Origin of the sequence: Aestuariirhabdus litorea, assembly GCF_003864255.1 — a bacterium.
Lineage (GTDB): Bacteria > Pseudomonadota > Gammaproteobacteria > Pseudomonadales > Aestuariirhabdaceae > Aestuariirhabdus > Aestuariirhabdus litorea.
In genome coordinates this window covers 1-24,040 of sequence record NZ_QWEZ01000002.1, presented here as the reverse complement: position 1 = coordinate 24,040, position 24,040 = coordinate 1, and the positions used below count along the sequence as shown (strand labels likewise).

Sequence of the window (24,040 nt, the reverse complement as noted above, 5' to 3'; positions counted from 1 at the left end):
TCAGTCCGTGGGAGTTAATGGCGGTCCCACCCGGGTAAGGTGGGTGTCCACGCAGGTTGCTAGTAAGGGGGCGAGGGACTCACCCGTTGGCAGTTGACTGTCGGGGGCGAGTTCTTGCAACGGCACCAGCACAAAATCCCGCCAGTGCATCTCGGGGTGAGGGACTTTAAGGCGGGGCAGGTCGATCGACTGGTTGCCGTAGAGTAGCAGGTCAATGTCGAGGGTGCGGGGACCCCAGCGCTCCTTGCGCTCGCGCCCCTGCTCCTGCTCGATCGTTTGCAGGGCATCCAGTAATACGAGGGGGGAGAGTCGGGTGTCCAGGGCAGCGACCAAATTGAGGTAGTCGGGCTGCTCGGGGCCGACAGCCCGGCTCCCATACTGGCTGGAGCTACCGCACCAGCGGCTCTGGGGTAACCGGGACAGGGCGTTAACGGCTGCTTGCAGCTGCTGCTGCGGTGCGGCCAGGTTGCTTCCCAGTCCCAGGTAGCAGCGAATCATGAGGGGTTAGCAGGCTTGCGTCGACGGCGGCGGGGGCGCGAACGCTTTTGCGGAGCAATCTGCTGCGAAAGCGTGCGGCGGTCACCCTCCTCCAGAGTTTGGTAGTGGGTCCACCAGTCACACAGCTCCTTGAGTTCGCTCTCGCCCGCTTCGCAGCGCAACAGCATGAAATCGTAGGCGGCACGGAAGCGCGGATGCTCCATCAGCTGCTCGGCACGCTTGCCCTGGCGGCGGGGCAGTCGATCCTGTAGTTCCCAGATCTCTCGCATCGGGATACCAAACCGCTTGGGGATGGTGGTGTGGTTGGACTGGTTGTTAATCACCACCTGAATGGCCTGCTGCAGGGCTGGAATCGGCGGTATGCCCTGGGCTTCGATCTCCTTGCGACAGGCTTGCAGGGGACCCCATAGCAGCGCTGCAAACAGGAAGGCAGGGGTGACCGGCTTCCTTTGGCGCAGGCGCTCGTCGGTGTTGTGCAGGGCCGACTCGATCATGCGCTGATAGAAGCTGTCCTCCGTCAGTGCGCGATGGGTGGCGGGAAACAGGGGCTCGAGCAGGTGATACTCCTGCATTAGGGTGAAGGTACGGTGCCCCCGACCCGCCTGCAATAGCTTCAGGATTTCGTCGAACATGCGGGCGGCAGGTACCTCGCCCAGCAGGTGTGCGAGGGGGCGGATGGGGGCGGCCGTCTGCTTTTCAATCGTAAAATCGAGCTTGGCCGCGAAGCGCACGGCCCGCAGCATACGCACCGGGTCCTCCTGGTAGCGGGTGGTGGGGTCGCCGATAAGGCGGATCTTGCGTTGCTTGATATCGCGCAGCCCATCCGTGAAGTCGCGGATGCTGAAATCTTCCGAGGTGTAGTAAAGCGCGTTCATGGTGAAATCCCGCCGGATCGCGTCCTGCTCGATGGTGCCGTAGACGTTGTCCCGCAGGATGCGTCCGCTGTCGGCAACCCGGGATTTGTCCTTGCGGCCGGTGGCGGCGCTGTGGTCGGCACGGAAGGTGGCCACCTCGATGATTTCGCGCCCAAACTGCACATGCACCAGTTTGAAGCGTCGGCCGATCAGGCGCGAGTTGCGGAACAGGCCGCGGACCTGTTCCGGGGTCGCGTTGGTGGCAACATCAAAATCCTTGGGGTGGTGACCCAGCAAGATATCGCGAATGCAGCCACCCACCAAAAAGGCATCGAACCCGCCCTCCTGCAGGCGGCGAAGCACCTTGAGGGCATTATCGCTGATCCGTTTACGGCTAACGGTGTGGTGGTCTCGGGGGATCAGGGTTTGGGTGGGCATGGCAATGCCGGACGGCGACGGGCGCAGTTTGCGAAACAGCCGTTTTAACATCGTGGGGATGGGTTCCTGAAAAGTGGGACAATCGTTGTATTGGTGGGCAATCATACCACTGAGGTCGCGGCATTTCAGTGTTTCAGGATAATTTCGACGCGTCAGTAAAGCAAAAGGAGGGCAGGGCCCTCCTTGTATAAAAATGCTTTGCTGTTGTTCTTGTTGTCGTTTTTATTCTTATTATGTTGAATCCACCCTCCCGGGTGTATGAGGCCCAAACGGCCTGCAAGCAGCAAGCGGATTCTTTTGGAAGCTGGGTGAGGCAGTTGTTGAGAAGCATGTTTTGCCTGCCGGTATTATCCTCGCTTGCGCGATCTTTTTATTATCCGGCCACTCCGCAGAGTGCTCATCTGGCCACTAAAAAGGCCCCTCTCCAAAAAAATCAGTTTGCTCTACCCCTGTTATTTTTATTATGCGGGCGTTCTGTTGTTCTTATTGTTATGGGTTTTTATTTTTATTGTGCGCTTACTAGAGCAGGTCCTGTGCCAGTTTTATAAAAACCTTTAAAAACAATACTTTGCGTATTTCTCTGTTTTTTGTGTGGGGATTTGAGGGGGAAGAAACCCAAAAGTGTTACCGATGGTGTACCCCGGGCCGGCTAAGGTGTTACCTCCATCTGGCGGGGGTAACAGTTTGCTGCGGACGGACGGTAACAGTCGGTGGGTTGCGGGGGTTACCGCCGGAGGTGGGGCATGGGCTGGGTAAAGAGGGCTGGCCGAGTGAAAGCCTGCCCTACTGGGTGGTTAGTGGCTGGTGGTGCTGCTCTTCTTACGGGGGATGCCGAGCCGTTGGCGACGCTCCCACAGGCATTTACGGCTGATCCCCAGCTTCTGTGCCAGTTCGGTCTCGGTCATCTTATCCTGATGCTCAAGCACGAAATGCTGGAAATAATCCTCCAGCGACAGCTCCTCCTGGGCAACACTTGCCTGTGGCGCCGCGATCTCGCTCCCGAGGGGCAATTCGTCATCGATACCGCCCGAGCGAGGGAGGCTGCGGTCGGAGGCAGGAGCTTCAAACTCGATGTCCAGCAGGTCATGGCTGATGATACCGTTTTCCGCCAGAATTACCGCTCGCTCCACCGCATTTTCCAGCTCCCTCACGTTACCAGGCCAATGATAGCCGGCGATCGCCTGCAGGGACTCGGGGCTAAAGAAGTGGGGCTCCTTGCCAAGCTTTTCGCAGGTTCGCTGCAGCAGTTTCTGGGCGATCTCAATGACATCGCTGCCCCGCTCCCGCAGCGCGGGTAGCTGCAGCTGCATCACATTGAGGCGGTAGTAGAGGTCTTCCCGGAACTCACCGGTTTTGGCCAGCGCCTTGAGGTTGCGGTGGGTAGCTGCGATCAGCCGCACATTAACTTTGTGGCTTTGCACCGAGCCTACCCTGCGAATTTCACCCTCCTGCAGGACCCGTAACAGACGGGCCTGGGCTTCGAGGGGGAGCTCTCCTATCTCGTCCAGGAACAGGGTGCCCCCGTCAGCCGCCTCCACCAGACCGTTACGAGCGTTGGTGGCGCCGGTAAAGGCCCCCTTTTCATGACCGAACAGTTCGGACTCAATCAGTGTCTCGGGAATCGCTGCGCAGTTTACGGAGATCAGGGGCGCGTCAGTGCGTCGGCTTTCACGGTGCAGCGCCCGGGCAACCAGCTCCTTGCCCGTACCCGACTCGCCCAGAATCAGCACGGTGGTATCGGTGGGGGCGACCTTGCTGATGCGTTTAAACAGTTCCAGCATGGGGGGGCACTGGCCGATGATTTCGTTACCCTGGGTAGGCGCTTCGCTATCGCTACCGGCCGACTGCGACGGGTTGCTGGTTCGGTCCTGGTGTCCAAGGGTGATGCGCTTGACGGCTTGCAGCATCTCCTCGTGGTCGAAGGGCTTGGCGATGTAGTCGACTGCCCCCATTTTCATGGAGTCTACTGCAGAGCGAAGGCTGGCGTAGCTGGTCATGATCAACACTGGCGTCCCGTTGGCGTGTTTGATCATGTCGGTACCGGGTTCACCCGGCAAGCGCAGGTCACTGATGATCAGGGACAGCTCCTGTAGGTTATTGTTCTGCAGTGCCTCCTGAACCGAACCGGCCTCGCGAACCTGATAGTCATTCCGTTCCAAAAGGCGACGCAGGGCAGAGCGAATGATGGGTTCATCTTCGACGATCAGGATTGGCTGCATGGAAAACCTGTATGCTCTATTAGTGGGACTCAGGGGAGACTATGGTCTGCTGGTATCGTGGCAGGGTCACCTGAATACAGGTGCCGCGACCGCTTTCGGTTGGACTGACCACTTCTATCTTACCAAAATGTTCTTCAATAATACTGTATACCAAAGCCAAACCCAGTCCGGTGCCCTTGCCGGGGTCCTTGGTGGTGACAAAGGGTTCAAACAGGGTGTCTCGGATCCCTTCCGGGATACCGCTTCCCTGGTCAGATACGGAAAGAGTCAGTGTGTGCTCACTTGCGCCGCAGCTAATGGTGATTTCACTGTTGGGCGGAGAAGCATCGCGGGCGTTGCTGAGCAGATTGACGAACACCTGCAATAGGCGCTGGCTGTCACCGCTGGCGGTCAGCTGAGCCTCGATCTGGTTGTTGTAGCGGATCCCTTGCTCCTTGCGGCTGAGGGAGAGCAGGTCGATCGCCTCATTGACCGTGACTCGCATATTGACCGGATCGGCAGGCGCATTTTGCTGGTGGTTGGTGCCACTGTGGGAAAAGTTGACCAGTGATTGCACGATGCGGGTGACGCGCTGGGTTTGCCCCAGCACCTGTTGTGCCATGTCACGGAACTCCTCGTTGTCGGCCTCTTCGCGCATCTCCTGGGCCAGGCAGGCGATACCGGTAATCGGGTTGCCGATCTCGTGGGCGACCCCTGCGGCCAGGCGGCCGATGGAGGCCAGACGCTCGCTGTGAACCAGCTTCTCCTCCAACAACTTGGTGTCGGTTAGGTCCTCCAGCAACACAATGGTGCCGCTGCGCAGTGTCTGGGTCGCGCTGATGGCGGCTTTGTGCAGACTGATCCAGCGCTGTTCCCCCAGTATGTCGACCTGCTGCTTGTAGAGGTGGGGGGCGCTGTCCTCCACAAAGCCTTGCAACAGCTCGCGCCAGGGGGGCGGGATATCTCCCAGGCGGGAACCAATGATCTCGCTGGACTCGATGCCGGTGATCTGTTCCATTACCCGGTTCCACATCAGGATCTCCTGATCCTCTCCCAGCGAGCAGACTGCCATCGGTAGGCTTTTGAGGGTTTCCCGGTGGTAACGTCGCAAGCCGTCAAGCTCCGCAGCCATACCGCTGAGTTGGTGGTGGTAGTCCTCGAGCCGACTCTCCATAAAGTGGATATCTTCGGTGATGTAACCGGCGACCCCCTCCTTATAGGGGAGGAAGTTGTCGACGATCTCCTGGGCAACGCTGGGCCCCATCAGGCCTGAAAGGTTGGCCTGGATACGGTCACGCAGGCGTCGCAGTGCGTAGGGGCGCTTTTCGTTGTAGCCCAACCCCAGATCCCGCAAAGCCTGGTTGACCTCGCGTTGGGCAATTCTTGCCCCGAGGGGTTTACCCAGCTGCTGCTGGAACTCCTGCGGGGTCTGAATACTCAGCTCGCGGCGTTGGGGTCGGTTCATGGCATCCACGGCGCAGGCGGAGGCGGCGCTGATCTCTTCGGCCGAGCTGCGGGTGAGCATGGAAATTACGATAAAGACCAGGCTGTTGAGGCTCAGGGAAAGGATGGCAGCAGTGTTCCAGGTGTCGCCATCGATCGCGAGGGGGTAATCGAAAAGGGGCAGCGTGATCTGCTGCCAGCCGGTAATCAGCGGAATCAGCATGGCCAGGGTCCACACCAGTCCGCCTGCCAGCAAGCCTGCTATGAAGCCTTGGCGGTTGGCGGTGGGCCAGTAGAGGGTGGCCAGGATACCGGGCAGGAACTGCAGGGTGCCGACGAAGGCGACCACCGCCAGGTTGGAGAGATCCTGGTTGGATTGCAGCAGGTGATAAAAGCCGTAACTGGCCAGGATGATGGTGCTGATGAGAATGCGACGGGTCCACCCCAGCCAGCTGTAGATGTTGCCTTTGGCGCTGGGTTGGTAGAAGGGCAACACCAGATGGTTGAGCACCATCGCCGATAACGCCAGGGTGGTGACGATAATCAGTCCGCTGGAGGCGGAGAGTCCTGCGATGTAAGCCAGCAGGCTCATCAGCGGGCTTTCAGCACCGATGCCAATGCCGAGGGTGAAGTACTCCGGGTTGGTCGGGGCGTTGAGAAAAAGGCCGCTGGCCAGGATGGGGATGACACAAAGGCTCAGCACCAGCAGAAACAGGGGCATACCCCAGCTGGCGCTAAGCAGGGCGCGGCGGTTGAGGTTTTCCGTAAAGATCATGTGGAACATGTGGGGCATGGTGACGGCAGAGGCGAAAAACACCAGCAGGAGGGTGCGCCAGGGTCCCCCCTCGAGAGAGTACTCAAGGGCGGGCATCAGTGACTGGTTCGACTCCAGCCAGCGCTCAAGCCCCTCCGGGCCATCAAAAAACTGGTACACCGCCAGCAGGCTGAGGGCCACCATGGCCACCAGTTTAACCACTGATTCGAAGGCGATGGCGAAGACCAGCCCTTCGTGGCGCTCGCGAGAAGAGGTATGACGGGCCCCGAACAGGATGGAGAAGAGGATCATCAGCAGGCAGAAACCGAGGGCCAGCGCCTCCGGGGAACGGTGGTGGGTCAGCAGTTGCACGGCATCGGCTACGGCCTGTATCTGCAGGGCCAGCAGCGGCAAGATGGCGATCACCATGAGGGCAGTACTGAGGGTTCCAGCCCAGGAACTGCGGAAGCGGAAAGCAAAGAGGTCGGCCAGCGAGCCCAGCTGGTAAGTGCGTGTGATTTTAAGAATGGGGGCCAGCAGTACCGGCGCCAGAAAGAAGGCGCCGCAGATTCCCAGGTAATACGCGAGGAACACCATGCCGTAATGGTGCGCAAAACCGACGGAGCCGTAGATCGCCCAGGCGCTTGCGTATACCCCCAGTGACAGCACATAGGTTAATGGGTGGCGAACCAGACGGCTGGGGATCAGCCCGCGTTCGGTGACCCAGGCCGCCAGGAAGAGGCAGGCGAGATAGCCGAGGGTGACCAGTAACAGGGTGCTGAGTTCAAAGCTCATCGGAGCTCCGCTGCTGCTGCAGAAGCAGGCAGACAATGATCAGGATCAGCCACAGAACCCAGGGGGCATACCAGTCGACGGATGAGCGTATCCACCAATCCATGATCGCGGGGGAGAACAGGTAGATGCCTATAACCAGCAGGGTTACCAGTCGGTAGATGTACATAACAGGCCTCTGGTGTCCAGGGTGGGACCGATGGTACTCAAGCTGTGGTTAAACATCAAAGGGCAACTCCAGCGTGGAGGCTGATAGCGCGATGCGGCGCGGAACCTGCGCCAACGACCAGTGGGCGATCCCCCACCCCAACAGGTCATCCAGGGCGCTTTCCCGCAGCTCAGAGGGGGGATGCTGGCCCAATAGCTCCAGTGCTGCCACCAGGGCCGGGCGAGGGTCATCCTCTGGGAGCGGCCGGGCCAGGTTCTGCTTGCTGAGCTTTTGTCCGTTGTCGTTGACCACCACGGGAATATGAGCGTAGGTCGCGGGGGGGAAGCCAAGCAGCGCCTGGAGGTGAAGCTGGCGGGGTGTTGAGTCGATCAGGTCAACGCCACGGACGACCTGGTTGACCTCCTGCCAGGCGTCGTCAGCAGCGGCCGCCAGTTGGTAAGCGACCAAATTGTCGCGGCGCCAGATAATGTAATCCCCTGGATCCTGGGCGAGGTCGTAGTGCTGGTGTCCCTGGATCCGGTCGGTAAACTCGACCGGGTTATGGTCGCACCACACCCGGATCGCGAAGTCGCCGCTCCCCGAGGGGCCTTGTCGGCAAAACCCGGGATAGCGGCCACCATAGGCCGCCAGTTTTTTGCGTGAGCAGTTACAGGGGTAAGCCTGGTGAGCCTGTTGTAGCTGGTCGCAGAGGTCGCGGAAGCGCTCAAGGTGTCGGGACTGGAAGTGAGTGCTTCCATCCCAGGTCAGGCCAAAGTGCTCCAGGGTTCGCTGGATTGCATCGCTGGCCCCGGCCTGTTCCCGCAGGGGGTCGATGTCATCGATACGCAGTAGCCACTGTCCGCCCTCGGCGCGTGCATCCAGATAGCTGGCTAGCGCGGCAAGCAAGGAGCCGAAGTGAAGGGGGCCGGTGGGGGAGGGGGCAAAGCGCCCGATGTAGGAGGGATCAGCCATAGCTGGATAGAGCCGCCCTCAGGTGTGAGCGGCTCCGGGCATACATCAGGTACCCAGCTGCTTTTCCTTGATCTCAGCAAGGGTTTTGCAGTCGATGCAGAGGGTCGCGGTTGGGCGCGCTTCCAGGCGACGAATGCCGATCTCGACACCGCAGGAGTCGCAGTAGCCGTAGTCGTCATCTTCGATGCGTTGCAGGGTTTTCTCAATCTTTTTGATCAATTTACGCTCGCGGTCGCGGGTGCGTAGCTCGAGGCTGAACTCCTCCTCCTGGCTTGCCCTGTCAGCAGGGTCAGGGAAGTTGGCGGCTTCATCCTGCATATGGTTAACCGTGCGATCCACCTCCTCCATCAGCTCCAGTTTCCAGTTGTTGAGAATCTGGGTGAAGTGGGCAACCTGGGCCTCATTCATATACTCTTCGCCCTTCTTCTCTTTATAAGGGACGAAGCTACGAATCAGGTTGGTGGTGTTTTTTTGTGCTGGCATACTCTCAGCCTCTACAGAAATAGATATCTTTATCGCAGATGGGCCCACCCAGTGGATCGGTCACGTAGAATCCATCTACTCGCAAGAGCGGAGAAACTACCAGAACAGTGGTCGCTGCGCTAGAAAATTAATAAAAAAATCACCGCTTCGTTGACGGTGGGTCAGAATCTGCGTGAATTCTCACAAATTCATCGGTTTAATGGGGGGCTAAGGTTGCCGATTAACCCTGTGGGGGCCATCCACAGATGGCCCGGCCTATGAATTTGGCGGTTCCATGATCTACTCCCCCCCCTTGCTGGAAGGGCGCCTTGTGCGCCGCTACAAGCGTTTCCTGGCTGATATCGAGACCGCGGCGGGGGACTGCCTGACCCTTCACTGCCCCAACACCGGCTCGATGAAAAACTGCGCTCTCCCGGGTAGTCGGGTCTGGTTCTGGGACTCCGGCAATAGCAAGCGCAAGTACCCCCATACCTGGGAGTTGGTGGAGACTTCCGAAACGGAGCTGGGGGAGGGTTCGATAGAGGGGGTGGCCTGTATCAATACCGCTCGCCCCAACCAGATCGCGCATGAGGCAATTGAATCGGGGGTGTTGGCGGAGTTGAGGGGGTACAGCAAGATTCGCCGGGAGGTTGCCTATGGCGAGGAGCGAAGCCGTATCGATCTTTTGCTACAGGCCGAAGGGCGACCCGACTGCTATGTTGAAGTGAAAAGTGTCACTCTGGCCGTGGGGGGAGGGCTTGGGCTTTTTCCCGACGCCGTCACGGCCCGTGGCAGTAAACATCTGCGTGAGTTGATGGCGGTGGTTGCCGCCGGGGGACGGGCGGTTTTGTTGTTTGTGGTACCCCATACGGCCATCGATAAGGTGGCGCCGGCGTCGATGATCGACCCCGAGTATGCCAACACTCTGCGGCTGGCCGTGGAGGCGGGGGTTGAAGTGATCGCTTATGGGGCTGAGGTGAGTCCGGTGTCGATCGGCCTGACAGGGCGTTTGCCCTTCGCACTGAAGCCAACAAATATAAAGGAGCTGGAAACGGTATGAAAAGTGTGTGGCTGGCCGCCCTTGGTGCGGTTCTCCTGGCTGCTCTTGCAGGTTGTGCTGTGCAGCCCTCTATAGAGGTCAGGGAAGCAGCAGAACTTCAGCAATGGCAGGCGCCCTTGAATAGAGACGCACCGGCTTTGGGGCGTATCTGGTCTTACCCGCGGATGCAGTGGATCTCGGTGGATGAGCTGGTGGAGGCGGTTGCGCAGGATGATTACCTCATGCTGGGAGAGAAGCACGACAACCCCGACCATCACCGTATTCAATGGTATCTGCTCTACCGGCTGCAGCAGCAGCAGCGGCTGGGGGCGCTCACCATGGAGATGCTCAAGCAGGAGCAGCAGTCTCTGGTTGACCGTGCAGCCCAGTTGCAGGACCCCGGGTTGTCGGATCTGAAAGCGGCGTTGCGCTGGGACGAGGTGAAAGGGTGGGACTGGCCCTTTTACGGACCAATGATGCAGCTGGCGCTGTCTCAAGGAGTGCCTCTGCGGGCCGGTAACCTGGATCGAGCCCGGATCCGTGAGATCTATGGTCAGGGAGAGGAGGTGGCTGCCCTGCTGGGGCCCGATCAGCAGGAGCGGGTACAGAAGGAACTGGAGGCGCAGATCATTGAATCCCACTGCGGCCAAGCCGAAGGCGGGCATTTGAAGGCGATGGTCCGTGTTCAGCAGAATCGTGACCTCAGTATGGCGCAGGCGATGGCGGGGCTGCCACGGGTATCGGTTCTGGTGGCCGGTGGTTACCACATTCGTCGGGATCTCGGGGTGCCCCTCTATCTGTTACGTCAGGAGCCGGACGCCAAGCTTGCCACGCTGGCCATGATTGAGCTGACGGAGGAGGCTGATGGCGGCCTTGATAAGGCGCTCCTGAACCATCAAGGGGTGTATGACTATCTCTGGTTTACCCCCCAGATGCCCCGGCCCGACTATTGTGCTGACTGGGCCAAACACTCCGGGGGCAGTTAGGGGGGGATGGCGCTGCGACCTGGCCCATCCGTCTGACCGCTACCGCCGTCCCTGGCTCTCGCGACCAGGCTCATCCGTCTGATCGCTACCGCCGTCCCTGGCTCTCGCGATCTACCGTACATCCTGTACATAAAAAAACCCCTCTCGTTAGAGAGGGGCAAACCGTGATTAGCCTGATGAGGAGATAACCCGAGCAGGATTGCTAGACTGTCCTGTTCAGCTTATCGAGTTGCCCTGCGACAACCTATGCAAATAATAATCATTCTCATCTTCCGGGTCAAGTGGAAGTAGGCTTTCTTCTCCCGTGGGAGTGATCAGGGCTTGCGACAGGTCTCACACTCCAACAATTTTTTATTGAGGGAGGTGATGGTCCGGGCCATGTTCTCTATGAGAGTGGAGCAGATTCTTGGGTGGGTCTGCATCAGGTCGACAAACTGGTCCTTGGGGACGGTCATAACGGTGGAGTTTTCGCTGGCGACCACGGAGGCGCTTCGTTTTTCACCAGTGAACACGGCCATTGCACCAAACACTTCGTCTTTATAGACCTCTCCCACCTTGACCCCCTCGACGAAGGCCTCGGCGTGGCCGGTCATAATGATGTAAACGTGGTCAGCCACCTCACCCTCGCGGATGATCGCCTCCCCCTTGCGAACATGCATAAAGCCGGTGGCCGGGTGGGCTTTGACCTGGCTGTTGCGGGCCAGGGCGTCGGCAAACAGCGCTGCATGGCCGAGGATATAGCGGGTGAACAGTTGCTGGCGCTCCTCATCCTGATGGATATGTCGGAAGGCCTGCTGGCGGTCGTAGGGTATGAGTACGGCACTGTGGCCAATGGAGTAGGTGCTGGGGGGAAGCCCCAGCCCCTGGCGTAAGCCCGCCAGATCGCCGTCTTGCAGGTAGAAGAGCGCGCGTCCCTCAATTTCGACGTGCACAACACCCTGCTGGACATAATAGAGCCGGTCACTGCTGTATTGCTGGTAAAGGTTATCAATGCCGCTGAGTTCGATGGGCTGGTCGACCGGCTCGAGGCCATCAAGCATCTGGGCAGGGAGGGCCTGAAGGCTCTCGATCAGGCTGTCAATATAAGGAGGATGTTCACCCAGCAGGTACATATCAAGCTTCCGAAGTACAATTCAACGGTCAACGATAGGCCAATTGCCGGGTAAGTTAAAGAGACAGTCTGTCGACTGCGTCCTATTTTTTACCCGTTGTCCTCAGCCTGCTCGACCAGGCGTTCCTTAAGGGAGGGGTCAAGCTTATTCCAGTGGGCGTTGATCAGCGCCCCTTCGAGGGCATAGAGAAGGACTTTGGATACTTTAAAGCCGCGGGTTTTGATCTTTCGGTAGGCTTCAACCGAGCCGACCTCCTGCAGTTTTTCCTTATCGCGGATCCCCACCGCATTGAGCCATTGAACCGAGGTCTTACCCAGGTTCTTCATTTCGATCAGGTTGGATGACATCGCTTGCAGTCCTTTTGGTCACGCGGCGATAACGCCGTGTTTGCTGGTGGTCTGGAGAAGTGGGCGAACGGAAATGGTTCACCCACTAATAATAGACGACCTGAGACAAATGCAAGGATGGGGACCGGGTTACTCGAAACGCTGGTGTATACGGGCAACCAGGGAGTCGACGCTGTCTTTGTCGTCGGTTTTGACCAGTTTGCGGTAAAGCCTCTCTTGCTCGGTCAGGGGCTCGCTGCTTTTCAGCTGCTGCTCCAGTACATCCAGGTTGGCTTCGGAGGGGTCGCCCCCCTGAGCGGCGCGCTCCCTGATCCACTGGCGGATGTTATCCAGTTCTGCTTCGCAGCTGAGGATAAGGAAGGGAACCCCCAGCTCCTCGACAGCGTCATGGATCTGCTGGCGTTGCTGCTGTTTCAGGTAGGTGGCGTCGACCACCACGCTGAAGCCGTAGCCGAGAATCTCGGTGCACAGTTGTGTCAGGTGGTCGTAGGTACGCTGGCTCGCCTCCGGCGTATAGATGTTGGCGTTGAGTTCGCTGTCGGAGGAGGCGTCTGGGGCCAGTCCGAACAGGCGCTTGCGCTCGACATCGGAACGCACACGGATAATACGCAGCCCGTCAATCAGCTTGCTGCTGGCGGTGCTCTTGCCGGAGCCGGAAAGGCCATGGGTGATGGCGGCAAAGCGGAAGGGTACGCAGGTGTAACTCTCCGCCAGCTCAGCGTACTTGTGGTACTCCCTGAGCAGCGCTTCGCGGCCCGCCTCGTCAGCCCCCTGCATCATAAACAGCGATACCTTGGCTCGAACCATGGCGCGGTAAGCCTTGTAAAAGCTGAGAAGGGCCAGGGATTGGTAATCGCCACTGATCTCAAGGTAGCGATTGAGGCAGTGGTTGGCGAGCTGGGGCTCACCGCGGGCTTCCAGGTCCATGATCAGGAAGGCGATATCAGCGCAGGTGTCGGTCCAGCGGAAAGACTCGTTGAACTCGATGCAGTCGAACAGGGTGACCTGGTCATTAAAGAGGGTGATGTTACCCAGATGGACATCACCATGGCAGGCGCGGATGAAACCCTGCTCCTTGCGTTGGGTCAGCAGGGGGTGGAGTCGCTGAAAGCTGTCCTCAGCCCAGCCCTGCAGTAACTCCAGTTGCCGCAGGGCCTGGGTGTCCTCCCCCAGCAGGGGGCGGACCTGCTCAAAGTTTTGGCTGATCGGGGCCATCACCTGGTCCGGGGTGCCGTAGTCGCTGTCGGGGGCGGCTACCTCGATGCTGGCATGGAAGTCCGCCAGGATTTTTCCCAGCTGGTCGATCTGCTCAAGGCTGAGCTCACCGCGTTCCTGCAGCTGGCTGAGCAGTTGCCCCTTGGGGAATTGATGCATGCGCACCAGGTACTCGAAGGGTTCGCCCCCAGGGTTAAAGGAGGGGGCCTCTGCCGTGCCGTAAAGAGGCAGAACACAATCGTAGATGTTGGGTGCCAGGCGCCGGTTCAGCTCGACCTCGGCTTCACAGTAGGTCTTGCGGGCCTCAAGAGAGGTGAAGTTGAGAAACCCGAAGTCTACCGGCTTTTTGATCTTGTAGGCATAGGGGCCGGTAAGCAGGACCCAGGAGATATGGGTCTCGATCAACTCGAATGAGTCGACCGGATGATCAAACAGGGAGGGGCGTGAAAGCGCCTCGATCAGGGGGTTGCTCACGGCAGCTCCTCGGGGTCGGTTCTGTATCGGACGGACCATTATGGCGATTTTGCTTCAATAGTAAATGTAGCACGCAGTTCCAGCGGTTGGCTGGGGTATAATCCGCGCCTATGTCGACATCCACCTCTAAGCGCCGTTCAAGGCGCCGCCGGAGATCTCCGGCTTTCCGCAAACAAAACTGGGGTTCGCTGCTGCTCAAGGGGCTTTTGGCGGCTTGTGTGGTGGGCGGGTTCCTGCTGGCCTATCTGGACGCAGCGGTGGTCAGTCGCTTTGAAGGTAAGAAATGGGCGATTCCAGCCAAAGTGTATGCCAGCCCACTGGAGTTCTATGTGGGGGCTCCGATCGATCTCGAGTCGGCCCTTGAACAGATAAAGCTGCTGGGGTACCAGCCCGTGGGCCGGGTGAATCGGCCCGGACAAGTCGCCCGTAGCGGGCAGCGCCTGGAGATTCATACCCGTGGTTTTGCGTTTCCCGACGGAGCAGAGCCTTCGCAGCGCCTGGTGGTTGAGTTTTCGGCTGGCCGGGTAGTAGCGCTTAGCGATACGGCCGGCGCTGAGCTGGGGGTCGCACGCCTGGAACCGCTGCTGATGGGGGGAATCTATCCGTCCAATAATGAGGATCGGCTGCTGGTGAACCTTCAACAGCTGCCATCGACCCTGATCCCGGCGCTGTTAGCCGTGGAAGATCGAGGGTTTTATGAGCATATGGGAGTGTCGCCGAAATCGATCGCCCGGGCGCTGGTGGTCAATATAGGCGCGGGCGGGGTACGCCAGGGGGGGAGCACCCTGACCCAGCAGCTGGTCAAAAACTTCTACCTCAGTGATGAGCGCTCACTGTGGCGCAAGGGTATCGAGGCGCTGATGGCGCTCCTGCTGGAGTTTCATTACAGCAAGGAGGAGATACTCGAAACCTACATCAACGAGATCTATCTGGGGCAGCAGGGGCAGCGGGCGATTCATGGGTTTGGCCTGGCCAGTGAGTTTTATTTTGGGCAACCGCTGGAGGAACTGTCCCTTGAGCGAGCGGCGCTGCTGGTGGGGCTGGTCAAAGGGGCTTCCTACTATGACCCCCGCCGTCACCCCGAGCGCGCGTTGGCTCGACGCAACCTGGTGATTGACCAGCTGGTTAAGCAGGGGGAGGTGTCCGGGGCTGAAGGTGAGCGGGCCAAACAGAAACCGCTGGGGGTGATCAGTCGCCCGGGAGGTCAGGGGAATCTCTACACCGCGTACCTGGATCTGGTGAAGCGTCAATTAAAACGGGATTATCGCGAGCAGGACCTGACCTCCGAGGGGTTGAGAATCTTTACCAGTTTGTCGCCACTGGCTCAGCAGCGAGCCCAGGCCAGCGTGCAGCGCACCCTGTCCCGTGTGGCAGGTGAGGATGACCAGATCCAGGGGGCGATGGTGGTGACCTCGCCTGGCACGGGGGAGGTGCTGGCGCTGGTGGGGGGGCGCAAAGCAGGCTTCGCCGGCTTTAACCGGGCGTTGGACGCGCTGCGCCCGATCGGCTCCCTCATCAAACCGGCGGTCTATCTGGCGGCGCTGGAGCAGTACGATCGATACAATCTGGTTACCCCTGTCGATGATGGACCGTTCAGTGTGACCCTCTCCCAGGAGGATGTATGGACGCCACAGAATTTCGACCGTAAGAGCCACGGTCACGTGCCGTTGCACGAGGCGCTGGCACGCTCTTACAACCAGGCGGCGGCGAGGTTGGGTATGGAGGTCGGAGTATCCGAGGTTCAGCAGGTGTTACGCCGGCTCGGTGTTACCCGTCCGCTTACCGACTATCCGGCGCTACTGCTGGGAGCCGCCTCACTTTCCCCCATTGAGGTGGCCTCTCTCTATCAGACCATTGCGTCCAATGGCTTTGAGGTGCCGCTGCGCTCGATTCGTTCGGTGGTGACCAATCAAGGCGTTCTCCTGAGCCGCTACCCGCTGGCGGTAGAGCAGCGGTTCTCGCCGGCGGTGGTGCACCTGCTCCAGTACGCCCTGATGGAGGTTATGCGGGAGGGAACAGGGCGCTCGGCCTACCAGTTTTTGCCCGACTCCATGCGCGTAGCCGGGAAAACCGGCACCACCAATGACCTTAGGGATAGCTGGTTTGCCGGCTACAGTGCAGACCGGCTGGCGGTGGTGTGGCTTGGGCGCGACGATAACCGCTCGACCCGTCTGACGGGCAGTAGCGGCGCCCTTCGCGTGTGGAGTGATTTTATGGCGCAAGGGCAGCGAGAATCTCTGCAGCCTACCCCGGTAGAGGGGGTGAGTTATCTGTGGGTGGAGTCGGGTAGCGGTAAGCGCAGCGGAGCGGGCTGTTCCGGGGCACGCTACATGCCGTTTATCGTTGGCAGCGAGCCTCGATCCAGTAGTATCTGCCGTATCCAGGGGCCTGTGGTAGACTGGTTCCGCTCCTGGTTTGACTAGTGGAGCGGATTTCGGCAGATGGGAAAAGGTGATGGCAAGCGTTAAGGTCTTTAGTGTGTTTATCGGGGGCTTGATGTTGGCCGGATGTGCCTCCCATCCGCAGTACTATTACGTTCCCGAGCAGGACCCGGGGCGCGGGTTGGTGCCGGAGGTAGAAGCCGACACCCGCACCGAAGCCGTGGCGCCTGTGGAACCGGTCGAGCAACCCTACGCCTACATTGATCCTGTATCGGCTAAGCCGGCCAAGCGGTCGGCCGGGGTGGAACAGTTGGTGGCACTGTCCGAGCAGCAGCGAAACGATGAGCAGTACGACGCCGCAGCGGCCTCCCTGGAGCGGGCGCTGCGGATCTCGCCGACAGATCCCGATCTCTATTATCGACTGGCGCTGGTGCGCATGCAGCAGGGTCGTTACGACCAGGCCGATCAGCTCGCCCGCCGAGGGTTATCGGTTACCCAGGATGCGGCCCAGCGGGCCCGCTTGCAGCGTCTGGTTGAGCAGGCTCAATCCCGGATGAGGGGGTAGGCTGTGGTCGCCAGTGAACTGACCCTGTTGCTGTCACAACTCGAAGAGGAGATGCGGGCACTGCGCTTGTGGCAGGGGACGCCTCCGCCGGCTGAGGCGTTTGCCAGCCAGGAGCCCTTTTGTATTGATACGATGGGGTTTGACCAGTGGTTGCAATGGGTGTTTGTAGCCCGGTTGCGGGCCATGATCGAGGCGCAGGCCGAGCTTCCCGGAAAGAGCGAATTGCGTCCGTTGGCCGAGGAGTATTTTAAGGGGCGGCTGGCCGAAAGCGCAGCCTTGCTCAGGTTGATCGGGGAGATCGATCGGTTGCTAACCCGCTAGCGATCCCCGGACCAAAACTCAGTTGCAGTAGGTGTCGATCGCCTCGTCGGCCTGGCGTAGTTCCTGCTGCTTCTCGGCATCGGAGAGTACTCGATAGGAGCCGTCCTCTTGCAGCAGGCGGATGCGGTTCTTCAGGGTCAGCTGAATCTTGTTCTGTTTAGCCGTCTCGCAGTTCTTTTGGCGGGTTTCGTCGGCTTCTGCCAGCTGATCCTGAAAGCCCTCTTGCTCAGCCTGTTTCTCGGTACTGGTCTCGTCGGAGTCGGGTTCCGCCAATCCCGGTGCCGGGAGCGGGGAGCCCCCGGAGCCGGATGCTGGCCGAGCCATTCCTTTCTCTATCTGAATGCTGGGAATGCCGACGGGTGGAGTGGCCGAAAAGTGGGTTAACCCGTTTTCGTCGACCCACTTGTAGTAGCTGGCCGCCTGAGCAGCGTTAGCGGTCATGAGAACAGAAATAATTATGAGGCAGGCTTTTTTCATCTGAGCGCTTCCCGAAGGCAATATCCTTGTGTGCAATTACTATATACCTTTGGTTATAGGCTGTGTAGCCGAAGGCTGTGAAGTGGTATCGCACTGTGATTTGAGCACGGTTTTGGGCCGGCGTTGACTTATAGAAGTGAAGTTACAATAATGCCCCTTCGAGAAAGACTGGCACCCGCGAGCCTGGCGTTTGGGGTGCAGGGTCCTGACCCATCAGATCCGGCGCTGTTACCCTCGGCAACGGATTCTCCCGAGACGCGTTACCACGCGCTGGGTTGTGGCGTTTCGCGACAAGCGGGGCGCATCGACAATCTGGCTTTATAGTAGCCCAAAGCCCATGAGGGCAAAGTAGTTTGGCTACGGGGACAGGACAACGGAAGCGGACAAGCGATGGCCGGTATGGTCAGGCTTGTTATTTTTGTTGTTCGGTATCCGGTGTGGTGGTGTGCTCTGTCCTGTTTGTACGGATTGCAGTAGACCGTATAGTCAATGTATCTCAGTTATTCAGGATCACTCCTGGTAGTGGTCTGTACATATTTTAGGGGAATATTGTGGAGCTTTTATCTGGCGCAGAAATGGTAGTGCGCTCCCTTGCAGACGAAGGGGTTGAATATATTTACGGGTATCCGGGCGGAGCCCTTCTTCATGTTTACGACGCAATTTTCAGGCAGGATGCGGTCACCCACATCCTGGTAAGGCACGAGCAGGCGGCCACCCATATGGCGGATGGTTACGCTCGCGCCAGCGGTAAGCCAGGCGTGGTGCTGGTCACTTCGGGGCCGGGTGCAACCAATACCATTACCGGTATTGCAACGGCCTATATGGACTCCATCCCGATGGTGATTTTGTCTGGCCAGGTACCCTCCGATTTCATTGGCACGGACATGTTCCAGGAGACCGATATGGTCGGTATCTCGCGTCCGATCGTGAAGCACAGCTTCCTGGTTAAGCGCGCCGAGGATATCCCGGAAACCATCAAGAAAGCGTTCCATATTGCCCAGACAGGCCGACCCGGTCCTGTGGTGGTGGATATTCCCAAGGACATCACCAACCCGGCGGAAAAGTTTGAGTATCACTACCCTAAAAAGGTCAAGATGCGCTCCTACAACCCTGCCAACCGTGGCCACAGCGGCCAGATCCGTAAGGCACTGGACCTGCTCCTGAGTGCAAAGCGCCCGGTGATCTACAGTGGCGGTGGTGTGGTGACCGGTGGTGCTTCTGCGGAGCTGACAGAGCTGGCCCGAATGCTCAATTTTCCGGTCACCAACACCCTCATGGGGTTGGGTGGCTTTCCCGGCTCTGACGAGCAGTTTCTGGGCATGCTGGGTATGCACGGCAGCTATCCTTCCAACCTGGCGATGCACCACGCGGATGTGATTCTGGCAGTAGGGGCTCGCTTTGATGATCGGGTAACCAACGGTATTGGCAAGTTTTGTCCCGGCGCAAAGGTGATACATATTGATGTTGACCCGGCGAGCATCTCCAAAAATATCGTGGCCGACATTCCTATTGTGGGTCCGGTCGACAGCGTGCTGAACGAGATGCTGAAGCAGCTGAAGGAGGAAAAGCGCGGTGCCGATAAGGAGGCGATCGCCAGCTGGTGGAAGCAGGTGAACGAGTGGCGCTCCAGCAAGGGAATCTTCCCCTACGATGAGGGCGACGGGGTGATTATCAAACCGCAAAAGGCGGTGGAGACCCTCTACGAAGTGACCCGGGATATGGATATCTACATCACCTCCGATGTGGGTCAACACCAGATGTTCGGCGCCCAGTACTTCAAGTTTGACAAGCCGCGTCGCTGGATCAACTCCGGTGGCCTGGGCACCATGGGTTTCGGTTTCCCGGCTGCTAACGGCATCAAGCTGCATTACCCCAATGCGGAGGTGGCCTGCATCACCGGTGAGGGCAGTATCCAGATGAATATTCAGGAGCTCTCCACCTGCATGCAGTACGACCTGCCGGTAAAGATTATCAACCTGAACAACCAGGTGCTGGGCATGGTGCGCCAGTGGCAGGAGATGCAGTACGAGGGGCGGTATTCCCACTCCTACATGGACTCGCTGCCGGACTTCAAAAAGCTGGTCGAGGCCTATGGGCACGTCGGTATGCGAGTCGAAAAGCTCGCTGACCTGAAGCCGGCGATGGAGGAAGCCTTTGCGATGAAAGACCGGCTGGTCTTTATGGATATCGTGGTTGATGCCTCCGAGCATGTCTATCCGATGCAGATCAAGGATGGGTCCATGCGTGATATGTGGTTGAGTAAGACGGAGCGAACCTGATGCGCCATATTATTTCTGTATTGATGGAAAACGAGCCAGGTGCCCTGTCTCGCATCGTGGGTCTTTTTGCCCAGCGTAACTACAACATTGAAAGCCTCAATGTGGCACCCACGGAAGACTCGACGCTGTCGCGCCTGACCCTGACCACCGTCGGGGAGGATAAGAAGATCGAGCAGATCACCAAGCAGCTCAACAAGCTGGTTGATGTGGTTAAGGTGGTTGACCTGACCGAGGGGGCTCACATTGAGCGTGAGCTGATGTTGGTGAAGGTAAAGGCGGGAGGTGCACAGCGTGCCGAAGTCAAGCGCACCACCGATATCTTTCGTGGCCAGGTGGTGGATGTCACCAGCTCAATCTATACGCTGCAACTGACCGGCGATAGTGACAAGCTGGATGCCTTCATCCAGGCGATCGGCCCCTCTATTATTGTCGAGGTGGTGCGGACCGGGGTTTCCGGTATCGCCCGCGGTGAGAAGGTGTTGAGCCTGTAGTGAGTCTCGGCAGCCACCGGCTCCCGAGCTGGAACAGATAGCAAAAAGCCCGGCATTGCCGGGCTTTTTTTGTTGCTGCTCGTGCGGGTTACACGATGCGCTTCATGTCGGTCATGTAGGCGCGTAGCTGCTTGCCGATCACTTCGACACCGTGGCTACGGATGCGTTCGTTGATATCCACCAGCTGACGGTTGTCAACGCTGTTGCTGGAGACCTTCAGGCCGGCACCGATTACGTCGGTATCGACAGTCTGCATGAAATCCTTCAACAGTGGTACGCAGGCGTTGGCGAACAGGTAGTTGCCGTACTCGGCGGTATCGGAGATCACCACGTTCATTTCATAGAGTTTCTTGCGCGCCACGGTGTTGGCGATCAGGGGCAGCTCATGGAGTGACTCGTAGTAGGCTGACTCGGCAATGATTCCGGAGCTGGTCATCGCTTCAAAGGCAAGCTCAACACCCGCCTTGACCATGGCGATCATGAGGATGCCATTGTCGTAGTACTCCTGCTCGTTGATCTCAACGTCACCCGCCGGGGTGTTCTCAAATGCGGTGTCCTGGGTCGCGGCGCGCCAGGCCAGCAGGTCAGCATCGTCGTTGGCCCAGTCGGCCATCATGGTGGAGGAGAAGTGGCCGCTGATGACGTCATCCATGTGCTTGTTATAGAGCGGGCGCATCAGCTCTTTCAGCTCTTCCGCCAGCTCGAAGGTGCGAATCTTGGCCGGGTTGCTCAGGCGATCCATCATGTTGGTTATGCCGCCCAGCTTGAGGCCTTCGGTGATCACTTCCCAGCCGTACTGGATCAGCTTGGAGGCGTAGCCGGCGTCGATGCCCTTCTCGATCATGCGGTCGAAGCACAGCAGGGAGCCGGCTTGCAGCATGCCGCAGAGGATGGTTTGCTCACCCACCAGGTCCGACTTTACTTCGGCGATAAAGGAGGATTCGAGTACGCCCGCGCGATGGCCGCCGGTACCGGCAGCGTATGCCTTGGCGATCTCCAGCCCGTCACCATTGGGGTCGTTTTCACGGTGGACGGCGATCAGGGTGGGCACACCAAACCCGCGCTTGTACTCTTCGCGAACTTCGGTGCCGGGGCACTTCGGAGCCACCATCACGACAGTGATGTCCTCGCGGATCTTGGTGCCCTCTTCAACGATGTTGAAGCCGTGGGAGTAGGCCAGGGTGGCGCCTTTTTTCATCAGCGGTACAACCTGCTTCACAACGGAGGTGTGCTGCTTGTCGGGTGTCAGGTTCAGGACCAGGTCTGCAGCGGGGATCAGGTCTTCATAGGTGCCAACGTTGAAGCCGTTTTCGCTGGCGTTCTTCCAGGACTGGCGCTTCTCGGTGATCGCTGCTTCACGCAGTGCGTAGGAGACATCCAGGCCACTGTCGCGCAGGTTCAGGCCCTGGTTCAGGCCCTGGGCACCACAACCCACGATGACCAGCTTCCAGTCTTTGATCTTGCTAACGCCCTGGTCAAACTCGTGGCGTTGCATGAAGCGGCACTTGCCGAGCTCTTCCAGTTGGATGCGCAGTGGCAGGGTGTTGAAATAGTTCATTCGTCTCTCCGGTAGTGGGTAGCACCGCAAGGGCGCGACATGGGGGTGTTGCTCGCCGGTGCGGCAACGGTGACGTCACCCTACCGAAATATCTTTATTGCGTAAAATGAATTATATGAAATACTTTGTTTCATAAATTGCAATAAAGGGGGCGGTGATGAATCGGGTAGCGTTGGAACAGTTTCTGGTGTTGAGCGAGTCGCTGCATTTTTCCCGGGCGAGTGAGCTGTGCCATGTGAGCCCTTCGACTCTGAGCCGGGTGGTGCAGCGGCTGGAGTCCGAGGTGGGGGCGCCGCTTCTCTACCGGGATAACCGCTCGGTTATGCTGACGCCGGCGGGGCGCGAGTTCCAGCGTTACGCCCGTGAAGTGGTCGAGCGCTGGTGGCAGCTCAAGGAACGCATCGGTGAAAGTGGTCCGCTCGGTGGTGAGCTGAGCATCTATTGCTCCGTAACCGCCAGCTATCGATTTTTGCCGGAGCTGTTGAGTGAGTTCCGGCGTCGCCACCCGGGGGTGGAGATCAACTTAAGAACCGGCGATGCCGCACTCTCACTGCCCAAATTGATGGGCGGGGAGGCAGATCTCGTGATTGCCGCGCGGCCAGAGGAGCTGAGTGCGGATTTCCATTTTCAGCCCATCAGTGAAACGCCGCTGCAGTTAATCGCCCCGTTGCTGGAAGGGGGGGTGTTAAGTAGCCTGGAGGCAGGAGCTTCGTGGTATGAGCTGCCCCTGGTGCAGGCTGAAAGTGGGTTGGCGAGAACCTATCTGGATGCCTGGTTTGTCGAGCAGGGCATTGAGCCGAATGTCTACGCCACCGTGGCCGGAAACGAGGCCATTGTCGCCATGGTGAACCTGGGGTGTGGTGTGGGGGTGGTGCCGGAGCTGGTATTGCAGAACAGCCCGGTGGTTGACCGGGTAAAAGTGCTGCCCATTGAGCCGCGACTGCCCGCCTTCGAGATCGGACTCTGTGTCCGCGGGCGGTCATTACAGAAACCGGCCATCAAGGCGTTGTGGTCGATTGCGGAAAGTGTGCGCCGCTAGGGCCTCCTGAGACCATGGGGGACATTTGACGGGATGCTGTTTATAATGCCGGCACTGTTTCTTGTGGGCGCTGATAGCGATGACTGATGATAGCAAAGTGACTGGTGACGATGGGGCTGATCTGCAGGAGAGCCTGCTGATTGACGAGCATGTCGAAGAGGTGGCTGAAAATGGTCGCCGAGTTCAGCACCGGGGGATCTACCTGCTTCCCAACCTGTTTACAACGGCAGCGCTTTTTTGTGGTTTTTATGCGGTGATCGCTGCTATGAAAGGGGCCTTCGAGCCTGCCGCCATTTCGATTTTCGTAGCGATGGTGCTCGATGGTCTCGATGGGCGTGTTGCCCGCTTGACCAATACCCAGAGCGCCTTTGGTGCGGAATACGATAGCCTTTCCGACATGGTCTCCTTTGGAGTAGCTCCCGCCGTGGTTGCCTACAGCTGGGCGCTGGAGGATTTGGGAAAGCTGGGCTGGGTTGTGGCCTTTATTTACGCTGCCGGGGCGGCTTTGCGGCTGGCGCGTTTTAACACCCAGATCAGTTCGGCGGACAAGCGCTTTTTTACCGGCCTGCCGAGCCCGGCGGCGGCGGCGGTGGTGGCCGGCATGGTGTGGTCCTTCAGCGAATACGGTGGTGATCACTCGCTCTGGTTCTCCTTGATGGCAATGATTGTTACCGCGGCTGCGGGCGTGATGATGGTGACCAACATCCGCTTTCATAGCTTTAAGGACCTCGACCTGAAAGGAAGGGTGCCCTTTGTTTTTATTCTGGTCGTGGTGTTGGTGTTTGCTGTTGTAGCCTACGACCCTCCCAGGGTGTTGTGGGTGGTGTTCCTGGGGTACACGATTTCAGGGCCGGTGATGGCGGTTATGCGGTTAGGTCGTCGAAGTCGATCGGCTTCGACGGGCAAACCCTGAGATAAGCATTGGAAAAGGCGCCGAAGGCGCCTTTTCTTTTGTCTATATAAGCGTAAACGTTTTCAGTGTTGTGGTAATTGCGAAACGATCTTTCGATGGGGAGGCGCGGTCCTGGTGGGCTGGCTATCTTTATTGTCCCGGTGGTTTCCGTTGCGGTGGCGGGTCGGTTGAAATTGTTTGAGTAAAGGGGCTTGACGAAGTCGCTGCTCGCTATATAATGCGCGTCCTTCTCAACGACAAGGCACCGCCAAGGCGGGGGAAATCTGGCGTTGAGAGGGGATTTC

General features: G+C 58.8%; 21 protein-coding genes. 9 read left to right on the top strand and 12 right to left on the bottom strand.

Annotated features, from left to right (window positions below):
• The 7 genes from folK to dksA all read right to left on the bottom strand — a co-directional run bounded on the left by folK (window position 1) and on the right by dksA (window position 8,580).
• Window positions 1-498, bottom strand: a complete 498-nt coding sequence (gene folK, locus D0544_RS10185; protein ID WP_125015965.1) for a 2-amino-4-hydroxy-6-hydroxymethyldihydropteridine diphosphokinase — start codon at window positions 496-498, stop codon at window positions 1-3.
• Window positions 495-1,841 (bottom strand): polynucleotide adenylyltransferase PcnB, encoded by a 1,347-nt coding sequence (gene pcnB / locus D0544_RS10180; protein ID WP_125015964.1) that lies wholly within the window; start codon window positions 1,839-1,841, stop codon window positions 495-497. Before pcnB ends, folK begins: the two co-directional genes overlap by 4 nt.
• Before the next feature lie 743 nt (window positions 1,842-2,584).
• Window positions 2,585-4,009 carry a sigma-54-dependent transcriptional regulator gene (locus D0544_RS10175; RefSeq protein WP_125015963.1) on the bottom strand — a complete coding sequence of 475 codons (1,425 nt, stop codon included), beginning with the start codon at window positions 4,007-4,009 and terminating at the stop codon, window positions 2,585-2,587.
• Window positions 4,010-4,028: 19 nt separating this feature from the next.
• The gene (locus D0544_RS10170; RefSeq protein ID WP_125015962.1) at window positions 4,029-6,980 is read right to left on the bottom strand and encodes a sensor histidine kinase; all 2,952 of its coding nucleotides are present in this window, start codon (window positions 6,978-6,980) and stop codon (window positions 4,029-4,031) included.
• Complete coding sequence (locus tag D0544_RS17160; protein ID WP_164880902.1) at window positions 6,970-7,146, bottom strand: hypothetical protein; 177 nt, start codon at window positions 7,144-7,146, stop codon at window positions 6,970-6,972. The genes D0544_RS10170 and D0544_RS17160 overlap by 11 nt, the downstream gene beginning before the upstream one ends.
• A 48-nt stretch (window positions 7,147-7,194) precedes the next feature.
• Window positions 7,195-8,097: a tRNA glutamyl-Q(34) synthetase GluQRS gene (gene gluQRS / locus D0544_RS10165; protein WP_125015961.1), complete on the bottom strand. Its 903-nt coding sequence runs from the start codon at window positions 8,095-8,097 to the stop codon at window positions 7,195-7,197.
• A gap of 45 nt (window positions 8,098-8,142) precedes the next feature.
• On the bottom strand, window positions 8,143-8,580 hold the full coding sequence (gene dksA, locus D0544_RS10160; protein WP_125015960.1) for an RNA polymerase-binding protein DksA: 438 nt from the start codon (window positions 8,578-8,580) through the stop codon (window positions 8,143-8,145).
• A 274-nt stretch (window positions 8,581-8,854) separates the two neighbouring features.
• Between dksA and sfsA the strand changes: the two genes are divergently transcribed.
• Complete coding sequence (sfsA, locus tag D0544_RS10155; RefSeq protein WP_125015959.1) at window positions 8,855-9,619, top strand: DNA/RNA nuclease SfsA; 765 nt, start codon at window positions 8,855-8,857, stop codon at window positions 9,617-9,619.
• Complete coding sequence (locus D0544_RS10150; protein ID WP_125015958.1) at window positions 9,616-10,584, top strand: ChaN family lipoprotein; 969 nt, start codon at window positions 9,616-9,618, stop codon at window positions 10,582-10,584. The genes sfsA and D0544_RS10150 overlap by 4 nt, the downstream gene beginning before the upstream one ends.
• A 314-nt stretch (window positions 10,585-10,898) precedes the next feature.
• Here the strand turns inward: D0544_RS10150 and D0544_RS10145 are convergent, their stop codons facing one another.
• The 3 genes from D0544_RS10145 to D0544_RS10135 form a co-directional block, all read right to left on the bottom strand.
• A complete protein-coding gene (locus D0544_RS10145; RefSeq protein WP_125015957.1) occupies window positions 10,899-11,696 on the bottom strand; it encodes a cyclic nucleotide-binding domain-containing protein in 798 nt (265 codons plus the stop codon).
• 89 nt (window positions 11,697-11,785) lie between these two features.
• The gene (locus D0544_RS10140) at window positions 11,786-12,043 is read right to left on the bottom strand and encodes a TfoX/Sxy family protein (RefSeq protein WP_125015956.1); all 258 of its coding nucleotides are present in this window, start codon (window positions 12,041-12,043) and stop codon (window positions 11,786-11,788) included.
• A gap of 129 nt (window positions 12,044-12,172) precedes the next feature.
• Window positions 12,173-13,732 (bottom strand): bifunctional aminoglycoside phosphotransferase/ATP-binding protein, encoded by a 1,560-nt coding sequence (locus tag D0544_RS10135; protein ID WP_125015955.1) that lies wholly within the window; start codon window positions 13,730-13,732, stop codon window positions 12,173-12,175.
• 110 nt (window positions 13,733-13,842) lie between these two features.
• On the opposite strand from D0544_RS10135, the gene mrcB reads away from it, so the two are divergent.
• The 3 genes from mrcB to D0544_RS10120 are packed head-to-tail and all read left to right on the top strand — an operon-like array spanning window position 13,843 to window position 16,999.
• Window positions 13,843-16,155 carry a penicillin-binding protein 1B gene (mrcB, locus tag D0544_RS10130; protein ID WP_125015954.1) on the top strand — a complete coding sequence of 771 codons (2,313 nt, stop codon included), beginning with the start codon at window positions 13,843-13,845 and terminating at the stop codon, window positions 16,153-16,155.
• Between the two features lie 31 nt (window positions 16,156-16,186).
• Window positions 16,187-16,678, top strand: a complete 492-nt coding sequence (locus tag D0544_RS10125) for a tetratricopeptide repeat protein (RefSeq protein ID WP_125015953.1) — start codon at window positions 16,187-16,189, stop codon at window positions 16,676-16,678.
• 3 nt (window positions 16,679-16,681) lie between these two features.
• Entirely contained in the window at window positions 16,682-16,999 is a 318-nt protein-coding gene (locus D0544_RS10120) for a YqcC family protein (RefSeq protein WP_243647313.1), read from the top strand.
• Between the two features lie 18 nt (window positions 17,000-17,017).
• Here the strand turns inward: D0544_RS10120 and D0544_RS10115 are convergent, their stop codons facing one another.
• Window positions 17,018-17,476 carry a DUF4124 domain-containing protein gene (locus D0544_RS10115; protein ID WP_125015952.1) on the bottom strand — a complete coding sequence of 153 codons (459 nt, stop codon included), beginning with the start codon at window positions 17,474-17,476 and terminating at the stop codon, window positions 17,018-17,020.
• Window positions 17,477-18,027: 551 nt separating this feature from the next.
• Here D0544_RS10115 and D0544_RS10110 point away from each other — a divergent pair.
• Both D0544_RS10110 and ilvN read left to right on the top strand, forming a co-directional pair.
• Window positions 18,028-19,755, top strand: a complete 1,728-nt coding sequence (locus tag D0544_RS10110; RefSeq protein WP_125015951.1) for an acetolactate synthase 3 large subunit — start codon at window positions 18,028-18,030, stop codon at window positions 19,753-19,755.
• Complete coding sequence (ilvN, locus tag D0544_RS10105) at window positions 19,755-20,246, top strand: acetolactate synthase small subunit (protein WP_125015950.1); 492 nt, start codon at window positions 19,755-19,757, stop codon at window positions 20,244-20,246. The genes D0544_RS10110 and ilvN overlap by 1 nt, the downstream gene beginning before the upstream one ends.
• An 88-nt stretch (window positions 20,247-20,334) precedes the next feature.
• Here the strand turns inward: ilvN and ilvC are convergent, their stop codons facing one another.
• Window positions 20,335-21,804: a ketol-acid reductoisomerase gene (gene ilvC / locus D0544_RS10100; protein ID WP_125015949.1), complete on the bottom strand. Its 1,470-nt coding sequence runs from the start codon at window positions 21,802-21,804 to the stop codon at window positions 20,335-20,337.
• Between the two features lie 157 nt (window positions 21,805-21,961).
• Between ilvC and ilvY the strand changes: the two genes are divergently transcribed.
• A complete protein-coding gene (gene ilvY, locus D0544_RS10095) occupies window positions 21,962-22,843 on the top strand; it encodes an HTH-type transcriptional activator IlvY (protein ID WP_125015948.1) in 882 nt (293 codons plus the stop codon).
• A 79-nt stretch (window positions 22,844-22,922) separates the two neighbouring features.
• Window positions 22,923-23,756 (top strand): CDP-diacylglycerol--serine O-phosphatidyltransferase, encoded by an 834-nt coding sequence (gene pssA / locus D0544_RS10090; RefSeq protein ID WP_125015947.1) that lies wholly within the window; start codon window positions 22,923-22,925, stop codon window positions 23,754-23,756.
• Window positions 23,757-24,040: the final 284 nt, after the last annotated feature.